The organism is Pseudorhizobium halotolerans (assembly GCF_902153235.2).
Taxonomy (GTDB): Bacteria; Pseudomonadota; Alphaproteobacteria; order Rhizobiales; family Rhizobiaceae; genus Neorhizobium; species Neorhizobium flavum.
On the sequence record NZ_CABFWE030000008.1, the window covers coordinates 88,110 to 105,097 of the forward strand.

The window sequence follows — 16,988 nt, forward strand, 5'->3', positions numbered from 1 at the left end:
TGGAAACGGAGTGCCACAGATAGGTGGCGGGTCGCCGGGAGGCAAGCGTCGGCGTGAGCTTGCCGGGTCGCCCTTAACTACCCCGGGAGGTGCGGTACCGTGCGGCGTTCCGGAAACAGTTCGTTGGCGATCGTCATGACGATCAGCGACAGCGGCAGGGCGAGCATGGCGCCGACTGCGCCCCACATCCAGGTCCAGAAGATGATGGCAATGAACACCAGGAAGGGGTTGATCTCCCACTGGCGGCCCATGATGGCGGGAAAGATCAGGTTCTCCATGATCAGGTGCACGATGAAGAAGACGAAGGCGGGCATCAGGCCAATAATCAGCGTGTCATGCGTCAGCACCCCGCCGAGCGCCACGGAGAAGGTCATCAGCGTAATGCCGAGATAGGGGATGAAGCTTGAGATGAAGGCGAAGATCCCCCACATCGCCGGTGCAGCCAGCCCGCCGAAATAGGCGATCAGGGTCATCGATATGCCGAGGCCGAGATAGAGCATGCTTGCAGTAGCAAAATAATAGCCGAGCACCTCCTCCATCGAGTTCAGGACACGGATGGCGATCAGCCGCTGCCTGCGCTGCGGGAAGGCCATGATGACCGTGCGCCTCAGCCTGACGCGGCCATAGAGGAAGAGCAGCAGCGCCGCGAAGAAGATCATCGCCTGGATGACGGCGGGAGCCAGGCTGGCGCTCAGGATCGCCAGTACGCTGCTACTGTTTTCCAGCAGCTTTTCCATCGACATCGGCCCCGTCTCGAAGGTCGCTGCGCTGATGTTCAGCCATTCCATCCGCTCCAGATAGGGAAGCATCCGGTCTATCGTCTGTTCAACGAGGGCCGGGCCGCTGTTGATGAAGAAGGCGACCGGCTCGGCCAGCGCATAGACGATCAGGAACATGACGGCGGCCACGGCAGACGACAGCGTGATCGCGATACCGAAGCGCGGGATGCCGAGTTCCCCCAGCCGTTCTGCGGCCATGCCGAGGATGATGCCCACCACGATTGCCAGCGTGATCGGGATCAGGACGAGCTTCATGTAGGAGATGAGGGCCAGACCGGCGAGACAGAAGAGGCCGATCAGCGCCCAGCTGGCGGCCACCTCGAGGGCGGCGCGGCCGAGCGGCGAGAATTCGGTGGGATCGGCTTCGTCCTCGAGCTTGGCGCTTTCGGCCTTTGCGACCACAAGGTCTGCTGCTGTCCTGATCGGCCTGCGGCCACTGCCGCTGTCTGAAGTCGCCATGTGTCGAGTCCCCGGTGCGCGCCGTCAACGCGCGGCGCGAATACCGGTTCCGGACGTTACGCCGAAAGGGTGATGCCGATGTTCCACGGATCGCTGATCCCCCAGCCTTTGTCCGTTTGCTGCATCGGGATTTGCTTCTCCCGGAGGCTGGCAAGCGTTGATTCAAAGGCGGCGATATCATTGTAGTGCAGCCGGTAGCCGGCGAGCCCTCTCATGTTTTTCTGCCTGGGTTCCGCCTTGCGGCTGTTCCAGATGTTGGCGGCGACATGATGATGATAGCCGCCCGTTGCCATGAAGCTCGCGCCCGGATAATGCGCCATCACCTTGAGGCCGAGAATGTCGCGGTAGAAGCCCTCTGCCTGCGCGACATCTCCTACCTGCAGGTGGATATGGCCGACCGCCGTGCCATCCGCCATTCCCGCAAACGGCTTGTGGGGCGTCTCCGCAAGCAGCGCCCGTAGATCCAGCCGCTCCGTCGCCATCTCGACCGTCCCGTCGTCGTGGTAGGTCCACTCGTCCGGGCGGCGGTCACGATAGATCTCTATGCCGTTGCCTTCCGGGTCGGAAAGATAGAGTGCCTCGCTCACCAGGTGGTCGGACGCCCCTTCGAGCCGCACGTTCTGTTCGCCGGCATGGGAAAGCCAGTGTGCCAGGTCGGCGCGTGTCGGCAGAAGGAACGCGATGTGGAACAGGCCCGCCGCCGACCGCGGCGCGGGGGCCGCGTCGCGGCTTTCGGTGAGTGTCAGCAGCGGTCGGCCGCCGACGCCCAGCACATCCTCTCCGGCGTGCTGCTCGATCGGCGAGAGGCCGATCACTCGCTGGTAGAAGGAAGAGACGGTGGACAGATCGCCGACCGTCAGTTCGACGTGGTCGACGAAGGCGGATGTGGTCAGTGCAAAGGACGAACCTTCGGTCATGGGAATTCTCCTGCGCGCGAGGCTTGTTCGCACCAATATGGCGGCTCAGGGTCGTTCAATAAAGATCGCCGATGCTGGACAGGACGTTCATTGAAAGTTGACAATGCTTCTGTCGAACTTGATCCCGATCAATGCAGGGTCGACGAAAAGGCGAAGATTGGGACGCACTGGAAGAACGCGGGACCGAAGGAGCCCATCATGTACAGCAAGATCATCGTCGCGGTCGACGTCGCAGCCATCGAGAAAGCCGAACGGATCGTCCCGCGAGCGGTGCAACTGCGTCGCGAGGGTGGCAAGATCCTCCTCGTCGGTGTGGTGGAAGACCTGCCCGGCTATGTGCTCGCCGAAGTGCCGGCCAGCATCTCGCTGGATGCCCGGCGTGATGCGGAGGCGAAGCTGGATGAACTTCGCAAGCGGCACGGGCTCGATGCCGAGCTGGAAGTGCGCCAGGGGGCGCCGGCGAGGGAGCTTCTGGCCGCGGCAGCAGAGCACAAGGCCGACCTCATCATCCTGGCCTCGCACCGTCCGGACCTCTCCAACTATTTCCTCGGCGCCACGGCCGACCGCGTGGTTCGTCACGCCCAGTGCTCGGTGCTCGTGGACCGCTGAGCCCGCATCACATGAGAATGAGAGAAGGATACTGATTGATGGACATCGCCAGGTACAAGGCCATTCTGACGGAGCGCAAGCGGGAACTCGATACCCGCCTGCACAAGATCGAAGAGGACTTCGAGCAGCCGCGCAATCCCGATGATGACGACCGCGCTGTCGAACGCAACAATGACGAGGTCCTGGAAGAACTCGGCGAAGCTGGCCAGAAGGAGCTCGCCGCGATCGATGCCGCACTCGGCCGGATTGCGGCGGGTACCTTCGGAACCTGCGTGAAGTGTGGCGACCCGATTTCCGAGGAGCGACTCGACGTCGTTCCGCATACGCCGTTCTGCAAGACCTGCGCGGCCGCTCTTTGACAGGTTGAAATTCTTTTTGAATCAACAGCCTCTTGCCTCGCGGCGCCTGTGCGATCATTTTTGTCGGACTGGTGCCGGGAGGATTGCATGAGCGAGTTGTTCAACTTTGGACGGAAATACGATTTCAACGAGATTGTCGCCGATGGTATCGTCCATGGGATCGGCATCGTGCTGGCGCTGATCGGCGTCACGGCGCTGATCTTCTATGCGACCCTCTGGGCCAGCCTCGGCGAGATCGCAGCCGCCTGGGTTTACGGGCTGGGCCTGCTTCTCTGTCTGTCGATCTCGTTTACCTACAATATCTGGCCGCATTCCCGCACCAAGTGGATCCTGCGCCGTCTCGACCATTCGGCCATCTTCATATTGATCGCGGCGACCTATACCCCCTTTCTTGTGCGCGGGACCCACGACCCGCTGATCCTCTTCATGCTCGTCGCGATCTGGCTGACTGCGATCGGCGGGATAACCCTGAAATGCCTGTTTCCCGGCCGATACGACCGGCTGGCGATCCTCCTCTACCTCGCCATGGGATGGAGCGGCGTCATCGTCGCCGTGCCGATCTCGCAATACCTCCCGACCATCACCGTCTGGCTGATCGTCGCCGGCGGTATCATCTATTCGCTGGGCGTCATCTTCCACGTCTGGGAGCGGCTGCGCTTCCAGAACGCCATCTGGCACGCTTTCGTGGTCGCTGCCTCCGCCGTGCATTACGGCGCGGTGATCACCAGTTTCAGTCTGTCGGGTACGGGATTCTAGCCGTGTCTCCGGCACAGGCACCGGTTGCCTGCAGGCTTGCCGCCATGTGCTTGAAGATGGGGCGGAGCAGTTTCACGTCCCAGCGGTGATAGTCGTACTCGAAGAAAGCCGCGGCACCGTCGCAGATCTCGATTCCGTGGACGTACCGGATGATCCCGTCCCCGGACATGTCGAAGGTAGCCGTGCGCGGCTCGATGTTCTCGTAATTCACCCGCCAGCCCTCGGCGACCGCGGCGTCGAGCCGGCCTCTCGCTTCTTCCTCGAATGCCCGTCCCATCAGGATCGTGCCATGGACCCGTAACTGACCGTGCTCGACGGAATAGGTCACTCCGTCCCCGCTGTCGGAGAGAACGGGCTGTTCGGCACCGGGAGGGACGTGGAGACGATAGCCGTGCCGCTCGTTCTCGTAGGTTCGCCACTGCGCCTCGGCGGTGCTGGCAAGCACGAGCATCATGCCTGCCGCCAGTAAGGATCTGTGCATGTTTCTCCCCAATGGACACTCCGCCGATGCCGGTATAGGGACGGTCATCGACCACCTTACCGGGGCTACAGCATCCATGCCGCTCATCCGCGACGCCAGCGAAGCCGATCTTCCCGCCATCATGGATATCTACAACGACGCCGTGGCCAACACCACGGCGATCTGGAACGACACGCAGGTGGATCTCGTCAATCGCCGCGACTGGTTCCGGGCGCGCCAGGCGCGCAATTTCCCGGTCCTGGTGGCTGATGTCGGCGGCACTGTCGCGGGCTACGCCTCCTATGGGGACTGGCGGGCCTTTGACGGATTTCGCCATTCCGTTGAACATTCTGTCTATGTCCACAAGGACCATCGTGGAGCAGGCCTCGGTCGCGACCTGATGCAGGCGCTGGTCCGGGTCGCCGGCGAGCGGGACATCCATGTGATGATCGGCTGCGTGGAGGCCGGCAATGCAGCGTCGATCCGGCTCCACGAGAGCCTGGGCTTCCGCAATGTCGGGACCTTTTCCGAGGTCGGCACGAAATTCGGCCGGTGGCTCGATCTCACCTGCCTCGAACTGCGCGTGCCCCCCGCAGTATGATTGAGCAGGGTCTAGCCGGGTTCTCCGCCGACATACTGGAAATAGGCCCACGTGGCGACGAGGGCGGCCACGACGCCAAGCAGGGTGAGGAGTTTCCGCAGGCCCGGGTTCGGCTTTTTCGGTTCCGGCGGCTTCGGCGGCTTCTTGAACTGGACGACGTTGGACATCTTGCTCCCTGCAGCTATCGCTCCCCTCTTACGCGGCAGAAGTTAAGGCTTGTCTGATGCAATTCCCAGCGGGAATTGCAGGAACGGCCGCCTGCCTCCCCCGGTGAAATGGCGGGCTTGGAGCGGCTGTGCACTTGTCCTATCTTCCCGCCCTCGTCCATTCCCGCCTGCAAGGATCATCATGCCAGTCATAGCATCGTTCGTGTACCGCAATGGCAGACGAGGTGAGCCGGTAACCGTCAATGGAACGCCTCCGCTGCTGGAGGGGCACGACTTCGCCTGGATCGGGCTTCATGAGCCGGTCCCGAGCGAGATCGAGGGACTGGCTGCAACCTACGGCCTCCACCAGCTCGCCGTGGAGGACGCCCTGAAGGCTCACCAGGTGCCGAAGGTGGAAGTGTATGGCGACCAGTTGTTCGTGATCGCCAAGACCGCCCATCTGGACGGCGACAAGATCCGCTATGGCGAGACCGCCATCTTTGTCGGTCGGCAGCACATCATCACGGTGCGGCACGGCTCCGCCCGCGCCCACACCGATCTGCGGTCGCAACTCGAGGCATCGCCCCAGCTTCTCTCGCAGGGCCCGGACTACGTCCTCCACGCCATCCTCGACTTCATCGTCGACGGCTATCTGCCGGTGGTGCAGGAAATCGAGGACAAGGTGCTGAAGATGGAAAAGCACATGCTCGCCTCCTTCCTGGAGCGCGAGCAGATCCGCCGCCTGTTCAGGCTGCGACGGCAACTGATCCTCTTCGGGCGCATCCTGGGGCCGATGTCGGACGTCACCAGCAAGCTCGTCCATCTCGATCTGCCCTGTATCGACGAGAACGTCAGGCCGTTCTTCCGCGATGTGCATGATCATGTCAGTCGGGTGGAAGGGATGGTCGGCGGCTTGCGCGAAGTCATCACCTCCGTCTTCGAAGCCTCCAACCTCCTGGAGCAGCAGCGGCAGGGCGCGATCACCCGCCAGCTCGCCGCCTGGGCCGCGATCCTCGCCGTACCCACCGCGATCGCCGGCATCTACGGCATGAACTTCGAGAACATGCCTGAACTGTCGACCCGCTACGGCTACTATGTGGTGATCGCCGTCATCGCCGCGCTCTGCGGAATCCTGTACTACCGCTTCAAGCGGACCGGCTGGCTCTGACGGGGAGGGAGAAGGGGCCGGAACAAGCAGCCTCGCCGCACATTGTAGGGAGCCAGAGGGCATCCTGCTCTCCGGGTGGCGGGGTAGGACAGTGATGGCTCCCAGAATTGCAGTGATCGGGTGTGGTCCAACGGGCCTCTATACCCTCAAGAATCTCGTTAGCTCGGCGACGCCGCTTGCGATTACGGTCTACGAGGCGGAAGCCGAGCCGGGCAAGGGAACGCCCTACCATCCCGACATCAACGACCCGGCCATGCTGTCCAATATTCCCAGCATCGAGTTCCCGGCCCTGATCGAGACCCTGGTGCAGTGGCTCGAGCGGCAATCCGACGAGGATCTGGCGCGCTATTCCATCCCTCGCGAGGCGATTGACGAACGGGAATTCTATCCCCGCGTCGTCCTTGGCGAATACATGCGCTCGCAGTTCCTGCGGATTGTCGCGGCGGGGAAGGAGAACGGCCACCAGATCGAGGTGCTGGAGCGCCACAGGGTCATCGACATCGCTCTGCAGCCCCAGGACATCCGCCTGACTGTGCAGCGCGGTGACGGTGCGAAATTCGATGCCGTCTTCGACCATGTCGTTATGGCGACCGGCCATAATTGGCCTGAGCGAACCGAAATCCGACCCGGCTATTTCGTCTCGCCCTGGCCTGCAACGGCGCTCGCGGGGATCGGCAACGGCCCGGTCGGAATCCTGGGGACTTCGCTCAGCGCCATCGACGCGCTGATGACGGTTGCGACCGCCCGCGGCGCCTTCTGCTTCGATGCGGCGGGCGAGCTTCAATACCAGCCGGCGGCCGGTACCGAGGACTTCCACGTGACCATGATGTCCCGCAAGGGCTTGCTGCCGGAAGCAGATTTCTACTGCCCCTTGCCCTATCTGAAGCCACAGGCCTGCACCGAGCAGGCCATCGACGCGCTGATCGCCACTGGCCGTCACGACCTCCTTGACGATGTCTTCGAACTCTTTCGCGCAGAAATCGTCGCGGCCGATCCGGATTATGCAGCCAGGATCGGTCTTTCGCAGCTGGAGCTTGAGACGTTCGCGCCAGCCTATTACGCAGAGCGGACCGAGAGCGACCCCTTCGTCTGGGCGGCCAGGAATCTGGCTGAGACGGAATACAATCGTGAACAACGCCACACTGTTCCGTGGCGCTATGCCATCCTCATCACCCACGAGATCATAGCGCGCGTCGTGCCACATCTCGACGAGCGCAACCTCCGGCGCTTCCATCGCCATTTCAAGAGCATCTTCGTCGATGATTATGCGACGGTGCCGCTGATGTCGATCCGGCGGCTGCTCGCGCTGCGGCGCGCCGGCAAGCTGGATATTCTCAAGCTTGGCAAGGACTATGAGATCGTGGAGCGGGAGCATGGCGCGGCAGTGATCGTCGGGGGCAAGGCGATAGACTTCGATGCCTTCATCGACGCGACCGGCCAGGAAACGCTCTCCGCCACCGATCTGCCATTCCCGACGCTTGTCGCGCAGGGCGGTGTGCGTAAGTCGACAACCCCGAAGGCGCAGGCGCTTGTGATGGGCAATGAGCCGGCGGATGTCGTGCGTACCGGAGGACTGGACGTGGACGAATATTATCGTCCAAATTTGGCCGAGCCGCTCAGCAACAGGCTTTACTGCGCGGCGATCGCCTTCCTCCTGCACAAGCAGCCCTTCGTGCAGGGCATTACCAGCGCCTGCGAGATTGGTGAAACGGTCGCCTCGGCCATCCTCGCCGACGTTGAGCAGGGCGAGCGACCGGCCCTGCTTCAGCTTCCGGCATAGACGGGGTCACCGGCCCGGATCACGGCCTTTTCCTGCGGTGTTGCGTAGACGCCGAGGTTTCGGCTTGCGTGGCGCATGATGGTGCGCAGGATGGCCGGATCCTCGCTTATCCCCGGCTGGGCAGTAAGGGTCATGCCGCAACGCCGCGTTGGTTCCGTTACTTCGATCTGGACATCTCCAATTCTGAGCCTTTGGCCGACCCAAGTTGTCTCGACGAACCCCTCTTCTTCGTGCGTCTCGATCAGCAGAGTGGGTCGGAAACGCCGCCGGTCAATGGCAGGGAAGCCGCCCGCCTCGGTTAGGCGACGAAGGGAAGCGGTCGTCAGGAGGTGCATGGGCAGGGGCGTGTAGCGGTTAGAGACGATCGGCAGCCGCAGTTCCACGCCATTGCCGCCCGGCCGGTAGGCACCGACGCCGGCAGGAAAGCCGAAATGGGCGGCAAGCGGGTCCATGATCGCTGGATCGTCCACCCGGATGGCAGACCCATCCGGAAATCTGATGAAGGGAATGCCGTTTTCTCCGCTTTGAGCTGAAAGGAACAGGGCCGGCCGCCAGCGAGGCTCCTGTTCTGGCGACGCCGTGCGTCCCGTCGTGCCGTCGAAGAGCCCGAACAACCTGTCACCGGAGACGCCCTCGGCCGACACCTCGACATGCTCGACCTGCTCGCCGCCGAGCGAACTTACCGGATACCGCCAGACTTCCAGAACTCTCCCGATCTCGATCATCGTTACCTCATCCGCTCGCTGCGGTCAGGTAAGCCGCGGAGAGCGCTTGAGTTCCACGAGAGGGTCCGGAGCGATCGACCCGGATCGGGACAAGCTCACTCTGGCGATGCGGCAGGGTCAGTCGAATAGCTTCGCGATCACAGCCTGTTCGGCTTCCTCCCACTTGCGGACCACCTCGCCAACCTCCTCGATCTCCTCGTCGCTGAGATGGTGGGCGCCTTTCGCATCGATCCGGCACAGGCTGAACGGCTTGCCGACGCTGGCGGAGGTGAGGTCGAGCGCGTGCAGCACGCGCAGGACCGCTGCGCAGCCGAAACGCACCGACCGCTGGCCGAGGCGAAAGTGGGAGAGCAGCGAACCGGCCTGCTGGGCCATGGCTGCACCGCTGCCGATGGCGTGAAAGCCGATATCGGCATAATGCCCAATCATGCCGGAGGGTGTGATTTCGATGATCCACGGCTCGCCGTCCCGCCATCCGGCGGCCATCACATAAGCCGATGGCGTGCCTCCGCCTTCCCCTCCCGGCACGTCGGGAATGAAGGTATCGTAGTGATGGCGAAGGATGGGCAGAACCTGTGCCTGCAACGCACGACCGATATCGGGTGCTTCCAGGATCGCCGCGCTCTTCTCGTTGAAACAGCGTTTTACATCCGTTAGCACGGATCGCGCGCCACTGCCGCCCCAGGCCGCCGTATCGCCCAGGGGGTGAAGCTTCTCCGCGGGATATGTCATGCCGCGCCCCTTGTCGGTGATCTGCGAGTCCGAGCCGATCACCACTCCATCTTCGCATACGGTGGCAAGCACGACAGTCATCTAGCAGTCCTTTCAAGCTATAGGTATCTTGGACATTCCTGTCGGAGCCGCATCGGTGGTGGCCCGTACATTCATGCCGCGACGATCAAGCAATACGGCGGGTCGCATTGTCAGCCCCACCTATACGCCTTCGGCCCCCGGAGCGTTCCATTTGACCACCCGTTTGCGCAGCAATGGTGCCTACAGGCCCTTCATCGGCGGTCGCGGACGGATGCTGTGGGAGGATAGCGTTTCACTGCTTGTACGCCACAGGCTTGGGCGCTGCCGCAAAAACTACGCGGACGAGAGCCCGGCAGCGGCCGGAGACGGGAGCCAGCCCAAATTTCCGAAGCGCCTTGCCGGTTCCGGCCGGCCAACGTGATAGCCCTGGATTTGGTCGATCCCGTACTGTCGCATCAGCGTCTCCTGCTCCTCGGTCTCCACGCCTTCGACGAGGATCCTGAGGCCGCGATGGCGCAGGAGGCTGATGATGTCGCGCATCATCCTTCGTCCGCGCTCCGTCTCGCAGTCGTGAAGGAAGGAGCGGTCGATCTTGACGGTGTCGAACTCGATCATCCGCAGCCACGACAGCCCGGCAAACCCGGTGCCGAAATCGTCAAGCCAAATCTGGACGCCCAGTCTCTTCAGCTCGCTGATGCAGCGAACCACGTCCGTGTCCACGTCCAGTTCGACGCCCTCGGTGATCTCGAACGCAAGGCGCGTCCCGACTAGGCCGTATTCCGCCAAGGTCGCTGCCACGTAGGTTGAAAACCCGGGCATCTTCAGTTCGCTTGGGGAGACATTGACGCTGGCGACCTTGACCTTGTTGGTGGCCAGCATTTCCTTGCAGACCGTGCGGATGGCCCAGCGACCGAGTTCGATGATCGCGCCTGTTCTTTCCGCGACCGGGATGAAGGTCCCCGGCATGATCGACGTGCCGTCGGGCATCTTCATGCGCATCAGGGCTTCTGCACCGTCCAGGGCGCCCGTCTGGACGTTGCGGATCGGCTGGTAGACGAGGGAGACGAGGCGCTGCTCGAGCGCGATCCGCAGGATGGCTGCGATATTCTCGCTCTCGTCGCCGTGCTGCGGATCTTCGGGATCGAAGACCTTCAGGCAGTTGCGGCCATTTGCCTTGGCGGCATAGAGGGCCCGGTCAGCCTCGTGGATGATCTTCTCCAGCTGTTTGGTCTGGGCGCGGGTATTGGACACGCCGACACTGACGGTGACCACGGAGGTGCCGTCGCGCCGGCAGGTGTGAGGCCATGCCATCGCATGGACCGCGGCGCACAGATCCTCTGCAAGCCGGATCGACTGATCGGCGTTGGCTATTCGCAGGATAAGGATGAACTCTTCACCCCCGTAGCGGCCGATCACGGCGCCATGGGAGGCGGCAATTTCTGCGAGTCTCTTGGACACCGCGATCAGGCAGCGATCGCCCTCCTGATGTCCGTAGAAATCATTGTAGCGCTTGAAGAAGTCCACATCGACGAGCAGCACCGAAAAACATTGGTCCCGGCCTTGCCAGTCTTGCCAATGGAGACGCAATTGCTGGTCGATAGCGCGGCGGTTCTCCAGGCCCGTCAGCGAATCCGTGTGCGAAAGCTCAAGCAGTGCCTTGCCCCGCTCATCGGCTGCCTCCTGCTGCAGGCGCGCTTCATAGGCATTCAGGAAGACCTTGTAGCGTTCCCGGTTCAGCTGGAGGTTCACGTAACTGGTGAAGATGAAGCACGAGATGCAGAATGCGCCCAGGATCAGCTTGTGGAGGAGCAGCATCGGTTCGAAGAGGTAGAGCGCACCGATGAAGATCAAAAGGTTCGTCGCTGACGACGCGAGGGCGAGCGGAAAGCGGAAGCTGAAGAACAGGTTGACGCTCATCATGAAGATGGCGCCGAATGCCATGTAATACGAAAATGCGTCGAGGGCGCCGGTCATGTTGGCTGTGACAAGCCATACGACGTAACCCGCAAGCACCGACAGTGCAGCCCAGAGGTCGAGCGCGTCGGCCGAGACCTTGAGGCGCAGGATAAGCTCCAGAACGCAAAGCGCAGTGATTCCGACGATCAGCCGGCCTGCGATCGTGTTCGATGCGACGTCGGGAATGAAGAGATAGTCGGTTCCCGAATAGGCGATGTAGGAAAAGACTGCGACCCACAGACCATGCCGTGTCGTCCTCTTCCGTACGTCCTCGCTTTCCTGTCGGTACAGGCTGCGCATCTGCTCGGTCGACAGCGTCGGCCGGACAGTGGGCACACTCGTATCGGTTAACACGTGCATCATGCCCTGTTTACCCAATATGGTTCGGCTGCGCCTGATGCACACCCTTGGCTCGCAATGAGAAGGTTAGTTGCCTCAGACATTCATGAAGGCAACCATGATCGGTCTCCTAGACGCGGCCTGGGCGCGATTATGCGCAAAAGGGCTTAACGGTTTCTAAACTTCTTGAGGGCGCCGGTTGAAGATGATGCTTCTAAGCTTGACGTCCCTGAAAATACTGCAGATTTTAAGAATCGGATTCATTATCGGTTAATCAATGAGGTGCGTGTGGCCCAGCCTTTGTTTTCTCTCGATGGCGAGAGCCTGATCACCCCACAGTCCGTCAGCAGACAAATCCCTGTAGAACAGAAAGATGACGACGCGGATCGGCTGCTCGCCGCCGAGGCCGAGTTTGCGTTGATCATCAGCATTGCGATGCAGAGGTTCGAGGCCGGCAGGAATTTACCGGACGCGGTCAAGTGGTTGATCACGCAGATGCATGAGCTGCGGCACAAGTCTGGCCCGGTCGTCTGGCAGAAGCTCATTCCGATCATTCAGGCCCATCCTTCTGCAAGGATCATGCAGCAGTGCCCTTTCACCCGCTGGTCCTATGACAAGCCGCGCGGATATTCCGGGGATGCCAGCCTCATCGACTTCATCTATGGCCATCCGGACGTTGCCGACGAGGTGGCGAAATCCACGCCTCAGGGATTGAGCATCTTCGAATACACCATCAACGCACCCGGCCCCGTAGCCGTTCGGGAAAGGCGGGACATCCTGACGCGCTACGTGGACGAGACTGCTGCGCGGACAGGGCCGGGAACCGAGATCCTGACCATCGCGGCGGGCCATCTGCGGGAAGCGGAGAGGTCGCAGGCGTTAGGTGAGGGCGCCATCAAGCGATGGGTCGCACTCGATCAGGACCCGCTGAGCATAGCCACGATCGCGGGCCAGTTCCCGGACACCTGCATCGAACCCGTCGACGGGTCCGTGCGTGGCCTGCTTGGCAAGAAATATCGGCTGGGCACGTTCGACCTGATCTATGCAGCAGGCTTGTACGATTACCTGTCCGACAAGGTCGCCATTCGCCTGACCGAGGTCTGCATGGATATGCTCAAACCCGGTGGCGTCTTCCTTTTCGCCAACTTCTCCGATGAAATGGCCGACGACGGCTACATGGAATCCTACATGAACTGGGAACTCTTGCAGCGGTCGGAGCAGGACATGTGGAGGGTCGCCAGCGCAAGCACGGATACAGCATCCGTCGACATCGATGTCTGGTTCGGCACCAATCGCAACATCATCTACAGCACCATCCGGAAGAAGGCGTGAAGACAGGCAAGCCTTCTTAAGCGTTTCCTGTCTGAGCACTCTGCGCATCATCCGGCCGGGCGAGCTGCGGGATCCTGAGGAGGCGGGGCTGCCCCGCCTGCCGCTATTCGATCGGCTCGAACACCATCGAATGGCCGTTGATGCAGTAGCGCAGGCCGGTCGGTGGCGGGCCGTCGGGGAAGACGTGGCCCAGGTGCCCGCCGCAATTGGCGCAGCGCACCTCAGTGCGGACCATTCCGTATGACATGTCCCGGTGTTCCGTCACCGCCCCCGGCTTTACCGGCTCGAAATAGCTTGGCCAGCCGCAGCCGGCATCGAACTTGGTGTCGGACACGAACAGCGGCTCGTCGCAGGCCGCGCAGCGGTAGAGGCCCTTTTCCGTGCTGTCCCAATAGGGTCCGGTGAAGGCGCGTTCGGTGCCGTGTTCGCGAAGGATGCGATACTGTTCCGGCGTCAGCTGTTCGCGCCATTCGGCCTCGGTCTTCTGGATGCGGGGAGTGCTGGTGTCTGTCATGCGAGAACCTTTCTTCGACTAAAGATAGGTTGCGCGCCGCCTTCCGAAAAGCCTCAACTATTTGTGGGTTGACCGTTAATGGCTTGAGGCAGCGGATTCTTTGTCCTAAGTGGTGTGGGGCTTACGTCCGCTGGGGGGCGATCCGCAAAAAAAACGGGAGACGAAATGGCCGAGACAACGGCATTGACGTTCTTTTGTCTTATGCTGCCATTTCTGGCCGCCATCCTTGCGCCGTCTGCGGTCGGCCGGCTTGGCCATGCAGCCTCCTGGGTCCTGGCGCTGGCGCCGTTCTTCGCCTTCCTCCACTTCCTGACCTTCCTGCCCGAGATCGCCGCTGGCGGCGTGGTGACCGGCGGCTATGCCTGGGTGCCGAGCCTCAACCTGTCCTTCTCGTGGTTCCTCGACGGTCTTTCGCTGACCTTTGCGCTGCTGATCACCGGCATCGGCACCCTGATCGTGCTCTATTCAGGCGGCTACATGAAGGGCCATCCGCAGCAGGGGCGCTTCATCTGCTTCATCCTGCTCTTCATGGGAGCGATGCTCGGGCTCGTCGTCTCCGACAGCTTCCTGATGCTCTTCGTCTACTGGGAGCTCACCTCGATCACGTCCTTCCTGCTGATCGGCTTCGGTCACGAGCGGGAGGCTGCGCGCCGCTCGGCGCTGCAGGCGCTGGTGGTGACGGGTCTCGGCGGGCTGTCGCTGCTGGTCGGCCTCATCTTCCTGTGGAACATGACCGGCGTGACGCAGCTCTCGCTGCTCGTCAATGTCGACGACACGCTGCGCAACAGTCCTTTCTATCTCGCGGCGCTGCTCCTGCTTCTCGGCGGCGCTTTCACCAAGTCGGCGCAGTTCCCGTTCCATTTCTGGCTTCCCAATGCCATGGAGGCACCGACGCCGGTTTCCGCCTACCTGCATTCCGCCACCATGGTGAAGGCAGGCGTCTATCTCTTGATGCGGCTGAACCCGGTCATGGGCGGCACTCCGGCCTGGGAAATCCTGCTGCCCTTCTTCGGCGGCGTCACCCTGATTGCCGGTACGCTGCTTGCAATCCGTCAGACAGACCTGAAGCTGATGCTGGCCTATACGACCATGGCCTCTCTCGGCCTGCTCGTCATGCTGACCGGCTTCGGCACGCCGCATGCGGTGGAAGCGGCCGTACTCTATCTCGTCGCCCACTCACTCTTCAAGGGCGCGCTCTTCATGGTCGCCGGCCTCGTCGACCATGAATCCGGCACGCGCGACGTGACGAAGCTTGGCGGCCTGCGTGGCGACATGCCGATCACCTTCGCCGCGGCATTGCTTGCGGCGCTCTCCATGGGTGGCCTGCCGCTCTTTCTCGGCTTTCTCGCCAAGGAGGAAATCTACTACGCGCTCGCCAGCGGCGATCTGCGCTCCATCCTCTTCACACTGGTGGCAGTCCTCGGCAATGCACTGATGTTCGTCGTCGGCTTCGCCGTTGCGCTGAAGCCCTTCCTCGGACCCCATCTCGAAACGCCCAAGCACGCGCATGAAGGTCCTCCGCTGATGTGGATCGGTCCTGCTGTGCTGGCGGCGCTCGGGCTGCTTGCCGGCATCCTCTCCGGCGTAACCCATCGCTTCGTTTCGACGCCCATGGCAAGCGCCGTCGCCGGCGAGCCGACCCTCGTCGAGATCACTACGATCCCGCACATCGGCATGCCGCTGCTGCTCTCGATCGTCACCGTTGCCCTCGGTGTCCTCGTCTATCTCAAGCTCGACCAGGCTCGCGACCTCATGGTTCGGGTGCTGGCGGCCATCGGCAGCGGTCCCGATCGCGGCTTCGACCACTTCGTCTCCGGTCTCGTGCGCACTTCGGTCGCGGTGACCCGCGTCGTGCAGCCAGGCCGCCTGGAGATTTACATCACCGTTACCTTCATCCTGCTGGCATTAACGCTGCTCGTCCCGCCGTTCGTCTACGGTGAACTGCCGGACATGCCGCAATGGCCGTCCGATGTCCTTTTCCACGAATGGGCGTTCTTCGTGCTGGCGGTGATCGGACTCGTCGCGGTGCTGCGGGCCAGCGACCGCCTGACCGCGATCGTCTCCCTCGGCATTCAGGGCTTCGCCGTTGCGGTGATCTTCCTGCTGTTCGGTGCGGCCGACCTTTCCTTCACGCAGTTCATGGTGGAAACGCTGTCGGTCGTCATCCTTGCACTGGTCATGACCCGGCTTCGGCTGTCGCCCCGCGACCACCGTCCGCTCGGGCAACTCCTGTTCGACACTGTGATCGCCGTCGCCTGCGGTCTCGGCTTCGCCCTTCTGCTGATGAAGTCCACCCAGCTGCCGTTCAATGCGGCGCTGACCGAGTTCTTCAACGCCTATTCGAAGGTTATCGCTCACGGCGCCAATGTCGTGAACGTCATCATCGTCGACTTCCGCGGCACCGACACGCTGGGCGAGATCTCGGTGGTGATGATCACCGGCCTCGCCGTACTCGCCCTCATCCGCGTCCGCCTGCGCAATCCGCTCCCCGACACGGCCGATACCCGTGTCGAGGCTCCGGTGAAGGAGTCCGCCCGATGAATACACTCATCCTGCGCACCGTCGCCCCGCCGATCACGGCCCTGATGCTGGTCTTTTCCGTGTTCGTGCTCCTGCGCGGCCATAATGAACCGGGCGGCGGCTTCATCGGTGGCCTGATCGCCGTTTCGGCGCTTGCAATATACGGCATCGCCTATGGTGTGTCGGCTGTCCGACGAGCCATCCGTTTCCATCCCCTGGCCATTGCCGGCTTCGGCCTGCTTATCGCCACGCTGTCCGGCTTCCTGTCGCTTTTCGTCGGCGCGCCCTTCATGACCGGCTTGTGGATCTATCCGAGCTTCTTCGGCGTGGAACTGGCGCTCGCCACCGTGATCTCCTTCGACATCGGTGTCTACTTCGTGGTTCTCGGCGCGATTTCCTCGATCGCGCTCGCGCTTGAGGAAAGGGAGACGGATTGATGGAAGCGATCTTCTCGATTCTGATCGGCGTCTTCTTCGGCGCCGCCGTCTACCTGATGCTCTCCAAGCACAGCGTTCGAATCCTGCTGGGCATCGCCATCCTCGGCAATGGGGTCAACCTCTTGCTCTTTACCGCCGGTCGCCTGACGCGCGAAGTGCCGCCGATCATCCCGGGCGGCATGGACGTCCTGCCGGCCGGTGCCGCCAACCCGTTGCCGCAGGCCCTGATCCTGACGGCAATCGTCATCTCATTCTCCTTCTTCGCCTTCCTGCTCGTGCTGACCTATCGCGGCTATCAGGAACTCGGCACCGACAATACCGACGAGATGCGGCTTGCCGAGCCGCAGAACGAACCCGTTCCGCCGCTCGGTTACTGAC

General features: G+C 62.2%; 18 protein-coding genes. 10 read left to right on the forward strand and 8 right to left on the reverse strand.

The window, feature by feature from the left end:
* Positions 1–77: 77 nt before the first annotated feature.
* Both FN060_RS14485 and FN060_RS14490 read right to left on the reverse strand, forming a co-directional pair.
* Complete coding sequence (locus FN060_RS14485) at positions 78–1,238, reverse strand: AI-2E family transporter (protein WP_142588724.1); 1,161 nt, start codon at positions 1,236–1,238, stop codon at positions 78–80.
* A 56-nt stretch (positions 1,239–1,294) separates the two neighbouring features.
* Positions 1,295–2,155, reverse strand: a complete 861-nt coding sequence (locus FN060_RS14490; RefSeq protein WP_142588725.1) for a VOC family protein — start codon at positions 2,153–2,155, stop codon at positions 1,295–1,297.
* 198 nt (positions 2,156–2,353) lie between these two features.
* On the opposite strand from FN060_RS14490, the gene FN060_RS14495 reads away from it, so the two are divergent.
* The 3 genes from FN060_RS14495 (at position 2,354) to trhA (ending at position 3,879) form a co-directional block, all read left to right on the forward strand.
* On the forward strand, positions 2,354–2,764 hold the full coding sequence (locus FN060_RS14495) for a universal stress protein (protein WP_142588726.1): 411 nt from the start codon (positions 2,354–2,356) through the stop codon (positions 2,762–2,764).
* Positions 2,765–2,802: 38 nt separating this feature from the next.
* On the forward strand, positions 2,803–3,123 hold the full coding sequence (locus FN060_RS14500; RefSeq protein ID WP_077547697.1) for a TraR/DksA family transcriptional regulator: 321 nt from the start codon (positions 2,803–2,805) through the stop codon (positions 3,121–3,123).
* Positions 3,124–3,210: 87 nt separating this feature from the next.
* Positions 3,211–3,879 carry a PAQR family membrane homeostasis protein TrhA gene (gene trhA / locus FN060_RS14505; protein ID WP_142588727.1) on the forward strand — a complete coding sequence of 223 codons (669 nt, stop codon included), beginning with the start codon at positions 3,211–3,213 and terminating at the stop codon, positions 3,877–3,879.
* Here trhA and FN060_RS14510 read toward each other — a convergent pair.
* Positions 3,854–4,360, reverse strand: a complete 507-nt coding sequence (locus FN060_RS14510) for a hypothetical protein (protein ID WP_142588728.1) — start codon at positions 4,358–4,360, stop codon at positions 3,854–3,856. The two genes, trhA and FN060_RS14510, sit on opposite strands and share 26 nt — an antisense overlap.
* Positions 4,361–4,436: 76 nt before the next feature.
* On the opposite strand from FN060_RS14510, the gene FN060_RS14515 reads away from it, so the two are divergent.
* Positions 4,437–4,940, forward strand: a complete 504-nt coding sequence (locus FN060_RS14515) for a GNAT family N-acetyltransferase (RefSeq protein WP_142588872.1) — start codon at positions 4,437–4,439, stop codon at positions 4,938–4,940.
* 11 nt (positions 4,941–4,951) lie between these two features.
* Here the strand turns inward: FN060_RS14515 and FN060_RS14520 are convergent, their stop codons facing one another.
* Positions 4,952–5,107: a hypothetical protein gene (locus FN060_RS14520; protein WP_183949921.1), complete on the reverse strand. Its 156-nt coding sequence runs from the start codon at positions 5,105–5,107 to the stop codon at positions 4,952–4,954.
* A 181-nt stretch (positions 5,108–5,288) separates the two neighbouring features.
* On the opposite strand from FN060_RS14520, the gene corA reads away from it, so the two are divergent.
* Both corA and FN060_RS14530 read left to right on the forward strand, forming a co-directional pair.
* Positions 5,289–6,254 carry a magnesium/cobalt transporter CorA gene (corA, locus tag FN060_RS14525; RefSeq protein WP_142588729.1) on the forward strand — a complete coding sequence of 322 codons (966 nt, stop codon included), beginning with the start codon at positions 5,289–5,291 and terminating at the stop codon, positions 6,252–6,254.
* A gap of 94 nt (positions 6,255–6,348) precedes the next feature.
* Positions 6,349–8,034 (forward strand): FAD/NAD(P)-binding protein, encoded by a 1,686-nt coding sequence (locus FN060_RS14530; protein ID WP_142588730.1) that lies wholly within the window; start codon positions 6,349–6,351, stop codon positions 8,032–8,034.
* On the opposite strand, the gene FN060_RS14535 is transcribed toward FN060_RS14530, so the two are convergent.
* From FN060_RS14535 to FN060_RS14545, 3 genes are all read right to left on the reverse strand, one after another.
* Entirely contained in the window at positions 8,019–8,759 is a 741-nt protein-coding gene (locus tag FN060_RS14535) for an MOSC domain-containing protein (RefSeq protein ID WP_142588731.1), read from the reverse strand. The two genes, FN060_RS14530 and FN060_RS14535, sit on opposite strands and share 16 nt — an antisense overlap.
* 117 nt (positions 8,760–8,876) lie before the next feature.
* Positions 8,877–9,572 (reverse strand): Ntn hydrolase family protein, encoded by a 696-nt coding sequence (locus tag FN060_RS14540; protein ID WP_142588732.1) that lies wholly within the window; start codon positions 9,570–9,572, stop codon positions 8,877–8,879.
* 273 nt (positions 9,573–9,845) lie between these two features.
* Complete coding sequence (locus FN060_RS14545; protein WP_142588873.1) at positions 9,846–11,828, reverse strand: putative bifunctional diguanylate cyclase/phosphodiesterase; 1,983 nt, start codon at positions 11,826–11,828, stop codon at positions 9,846–9,848.
* Positions 11,829–12,095: 267 nt separating this feature from the next.
* Here FN060_RS14545 and FN060_RS14550 point away from each other — a divergent pair, with 267 nt between their 5' ends.
* On the forward strand, positions 12,096–13,139 hold the full coding sequence (locus FN060_RS14550; protein ID WP_142588733.1) for a class I SAM-dependent methyltransferase: 1,044 nt from the start codon (positions 12,096–12,098) through the stop codon (positions 13,137–13,139).
* A 103-nt stretch (positions 13,140–13,242) separates the two neighbouring features.
* On the opposite strand, the gene msrB is transcribed toward FN060_RS14550, so the two are convergent.
* Positions 13,243–13,653, reverse strand: a complete 411-nt coding sequence (msrB, locus tag FN060_RS14555; RefSeq protein ID WP_142588734.1) for a peptide-methionine (R)-S-oxide reductase MsrB — start codon at positions 13,651–13,653, stop codon at positions 13,243–13,245.
* Positions 13,654–13,818: 165 nt separating this feature from the next.
* Here msrB and FN060_RS14560 point away from each other — a divergent pair, with 165 nt between their 5' ends.
* Genes FN060_RS14560 through FN060_RS14570 form a run of 3 tightly spaced genes read left to right on the forward strand, consistent with a single transcriptional unit; the run spans position 13,819 to position 16,987 of the window.
* Positions 13,819–16,194, forward strand: a complete 2,376-nt coding sequence (locus FN060_RS14560) for a putative monovalent cation/H+ antiporter subunit A (protein WP_142588735.1) — start codon at positions 13,819–13,821, stop codon at positions 16,192–16,194.
* Positions 16,191–16,610, forward strand: coding sequence for a Na+/H+ antiporter subunit B (locus FN060_RS14565; protein WP_077547707.1), 420 nt, complete (start codon positions 16,191–16,193; stop codon positions 16,608–16,610). The genes FN060_RS14560 and FN060_RS14565 overlap by 4 nt, the downstream gene beginning before the upstream one ends.
* The gene (locus FN060_RS14570; RefSeq protein WP_052637534.1) at positions 16,610–16,987 is read left to right on the forward strand and encodes a Na+/H+ antiporter subunit C; all 378 of its coding nucleotides are present in this window, start codon (positions 16,610–16,612) and stop codon (positions 16,985–16,987) included. The genes FN060_RS14565 and FN060_RS14570 overlap by 1 nt, the downstream gene beginning before the upstream one ends.
* Position 16,988: the final 1 nt, after the last annotated feature.